The sequence below is a fragment of the Cryobacterium sp. MLB-32 genome (assembly GCF_000738085.1).
Taxonomy (GTDB): domain Bacteria; phylum Actinomycetota; class Actinomycetes; order Actinomycetales; family Microbacteriaceae; genus Cryobacterium.
In genome coordinates this window covers 1-3,470 of sequence record NZ_JPRS01000285.1, presented here as the reverse complement: position 1 = coordinate 3,470, position 3,470 = coordinate 1, and the positions used below count along the sequence as shown (strand labels likewise).

The following is a 3,470-nucleotide window of genomic DNA, read 5'->3' as shown; positions in this document are numbered from 1 at the left end:
ACCAGCAGGCCGGTCTCGGCGAACACGATTGCGCACACGACCAGCAATGCCCACGGCCCGGCCGAATTGATGATCTGAGTCGGGTCGAGCCAGGGAATCAGGGCGGTATGAATCACGGGTGATTGCTCCAGGAGGCGGGGGCCGGATAACACCGGATGCTGTGGCACAGAATACCGCTTTTAGCCGAAAAATCACCGTGTGGTGAACCCCCGATCCCGGGGGGATACGGCGGGGACCGGCCTGCGATATATCTGGTGCGGGAGAGGGGACTTGAACCCCCACGCTCGAAAGCACAGGATCCTAAATCCTGCGTGTCTACCAATTCCACCACTCCCGCGAGTGCGTTTACAGTCTACTTTCATTGCACGGTGGGCTGCCCCATCAGCGCGCGCCCGTACGCCGCTGTCTGAGCTCGTAGCGCGGCGACCACGGCGGCAACGGCCGGCTGCCGCAGGGAATCGGGCCGCAGCACCATCCAGTAGGGAAGCTGTTCCTGAAACTCGCTCGGGAGCAGCCGCACGAGATCGGGGTGTTGGTCGCCCATGAAACACGGCAGGAAGCCGATGCCTGCCCCGGCCCGTGTCGCCTCCACATGAACGAACACGTTCGTGGAGCTGATGGAATCACGCATCGCGGGCGCGAGGCGCCGCGGTGCGTCGAGGTCGTCGACCTGGAGCATGGAATCGACGAAGTACACGAGGGGATGAGTGCACAGCTCGATCCTGTTCCTCGGGGACCCATGCTCAGCCAGATAGTCGCGGGAAGCGTACATTCCCAGCATGTAATACCCAAGTCTGACGGCCTCGGCCCGGTGCACCTGGGGCTCCCCGACGACGACCTCAATGTCCAGTCCTGAGCGGTGTTGCAGTGCCCGTCGAGTCACCGTGACGATCTCGACCCGCAAGAGCGGGTTGGCACGCTGCAGGGCGGCGATCGCGGGCGCGGCGATGTACGCGCTGAAGCCGTCCGTCGCCGACATTCTGACGATACCGGAGAGCTGAGGCTTCGCTCCGGGAGGTCCGCGCAGCAGAGCGACGGCCGATTCCACGTTTTCGGCAGCCTCCACCGCACGACTGCCCAGGTCCGTCACCTCCCATCCGCCGGGGGTCTTGGAGAGCACCCGACCGTCCAAGGCCTTCTCGAGCGCGGCGATGCGGCGCGAGACTGTCGTGTGGTTGAGCCCGAGGCTCTCGGCGGCGAGCGTGAAGCGTCCCGTGCGGGCCACCGCGAGGAGCACCAGCAAATCGTCGGCGTTCGGCGCCCACGCGGAAGAAGAGCCAGCAGGAAAGGTCATATCTGCAATTATGCACACAGTGTGTGTCGAAGTGGTTCTTGTTGCACGGTGGCCGTGCAGGAATACTCAGTGGAGGCATCCGTCCCCGCGGGGGTCGCCACCACTTCACCGAGCACGAGCCAATCGCTAGTCCAGAGAGTGTCAGAGACGACACTGAAGGAGACAGACATGAGTGTCAACCAGACGCCGTCGACGCCCGCAAGCACGGCCTTGAGCCGGCACCGACACCGACACCGACACCAACGCTGACACCGAACTAAGGCCGCGACACCCCACTCGAAGGACACATCATGACCAGCACAGTGCAGACTTCACACACGGCGCACCTCTCGGAGCCTCGGCAGAAGGTGCTCGACAGGCCCCTTGTCGGCAAACGCGCCCTGGTCACCGGGGGAGCGAGTGGAATCGGGGCCGCCGTGGCCCGCGCCCTCGCCGAGCAAGGCGCGCACGTGATCGTGGCGGACGTGGATTCGCACGGGGCAGCCGCGCTCGCCGAGGAGGTGGAGGGTTCGAGCTGGGCCGTCAACCTCCTCAACACCCAGGAACTCGAGCAGCAGGGTCTCGCGGCCGCGATGGACGGGGTGGACATTCTCGTGAACAACGCCGGAATCCAGCGGATCAATCCGATTGAGGACTTTGATCCGGGGGATTTTCGCCGCATCCTCGCCCTGATGCTTGAGGCTCCGTTCCTGCTGATTCGTGCGGCGCTACCGCAGATGTATGAGCGAAATTTCGGTCGCATTATCAACGTGTCGTCAGTCCACGGGCTGCGCGCGTCCCCCTTTAAAGCCGCCTACGTGTCGGCCAAGCACGGGCTTGAAGGGCTGTCGAAGGTCACGGCACTCGAGGGCGGCGAACACGGCGTGACCAGCAATTGTGTGAGCCCCGGCTATGTTCGGACGCCCCTGGTCGAGAAACAGATCGCGGATCAGGCACTGGCGCACGGAATCCCCGAATCCGAGGTGCTGAGCAAGATCATGCTGACCGAGGCCGCGATCAAGCGCCTCGTGGAGCCGGCGGAAGTCGGTTCGCTCGTGGCCTGGCTGGCGTCGGACCACGCATCCATGGTCACGGGGTCGAGCTACACGATGGACGGCGGCTGGTCAGCGCGCTAGCGGCGACCAGCGTTCCAGGACGGCCCGATCGGACGCCAGACCGATCGGGCCGTCGTCGTCGGCCCACACTCCCCTGTGGATAACTCCGACGGGACCTGCCGGATCAGGGCATCATGCAGCCATGACTGAGGCCGTGCGATTAATCACTGAACAGGTACGTTTGCGGGTGCGCCGAGACGGCGCTGATCTTTCCGCCGACACTGTGCTCGCCGAGCAGTACGTGCGTGACGAGGTGAGGCGCTACAGCGAGCGGGCGCTCGGCGGCTCGCTTCCGTTGCTCCCCGACGAGCACCAGACGGCGCGGGAGGTCGTCGCCTCGCTCACCGGTTTCGGCGCCCTTCAGCCCTTTCTCGACGATCCCGGCATCGAGGAAATCTGGATCAACGGACCGGCCCGTGTGTTCGTCGCGAGGGATGGTGTGCCGGAGCTCACGACCATGCTGCTCACCGAGCGGGAAGTCCGCGACCTGGTCGAACGCATGCTGCAGGCATCCGGTCGTCGCGTTGACCTTTCGAGCCCGTTCGTTGACGCGTCCCTGCCACCTGTTATCTAGCCACGCCCTAGTTATCCACACGAATGGGGAGGCGATTTTAGTCAGCGGCTGTCAGTGTCACGTGACACGCTAGTTCGGACTTCTGCCATCTAGTCCGGACAGTCCGCCGATGTTTAGCGGCGAGTTCGCCCGGCCGCAGTCCTAGAACCGTCGCTCGTCTCTGTCTCACCGGCGGTCTGGCCTGGCATCAGTCCTAGGGCGCGTGCCCTGCCATAAAAGTAGCGCGGGCATTGCTGGCGCTTAGATACTCGGGCGCATCCGATCAGCTCTATCACGGCACTCTCGACCTGTCACATAACTAACGTTGGGTACCGAGATGGGAGCTAATGGTTGTGCGACGTAGTTACAAGACTTGGGGCATCGCAAAATCTTGCGGATCTGGGGAATGAACAGGTCTAGCCGATGAGGCGTCTCGTATCCCTAGGGATATGAGGCGAGAGCACAGGTACCGGGGCGGGGTGAATTGAATGACTGTCGAAGTGCCGCCGCAGCTAGCGAGAAGAAGGAC

Annotated in this window: 3 protein-coding genes, 1 tRNA gene and 1 pseudogene; 2 read left to right on the top strand and 3 right to left on the bottom strand. The window is 63.7% G+C overall.

The features are described 5' to 3' along the window. From JF66_RS24550 to JF66_RS17640, 3 genes and pseudogenes are all read right to left on the bottom strand, one after another. Positions 1 to 113 (bottom strand): annotated as a pseudogene (locus tag JF66_RS24550) (DedA family protein); the annotation flags it as partial. A 139-nt stretch (positions 114 to 252) separates the two neighbouring features. After that, positions 253 to 337: transfer RNA gene (locus tag JF66_RS17645), tRNA-Leu, on the bottom strand. A gap of 21 nt (positions 338 to 358) precedes the next feature. After that, positions 359 to 1,294 (bottom strand): LysR family transcriptional regulator, encoded by a 936-nt coding sequence (locus JF66_RS17640; protein ID WP_051973717.1) that lies wholly within the window; start codon positions 1,292 to 1,294, stop codon positions 359 to 361. A gap of 290 nt (positions 1,295 to 1,584) precedes the next feature. On the opposite strand from JF66_RS17640, the gene JF66_RS17635 reads away from it, so the two are divergent. Both JF66_RS17635 and JF66_RS17630 read left to right on the top strand, forming a co-directional pair. Further along, positions 1,585 to 2,409: a 3-hydroxybutyrate dehydrogenase gene (locus tag JF66_RS17635; RefSeq protein WP_051973716.1), complete on the top strand. Its 825-nt coding sequence runs from the start codon at positions 1,585 to 1,587 to the stop codon at positions 2,407 to 2,409. A 121-nt stretch (positions 2,410 to 2,530) separates the two neighbouring features. Then, entirely contained in the window at positions 2,531 to 2,962 is a 432-nt protein-coding gene (locus JF66_RS17630) for a Flp pilus assembly complex ATPase component TadA (RefSeq protein ID WP_035880073.1), read from the top strand. Positions 2,963 to 3,470 lie beyond the last annotated feature (508 nt).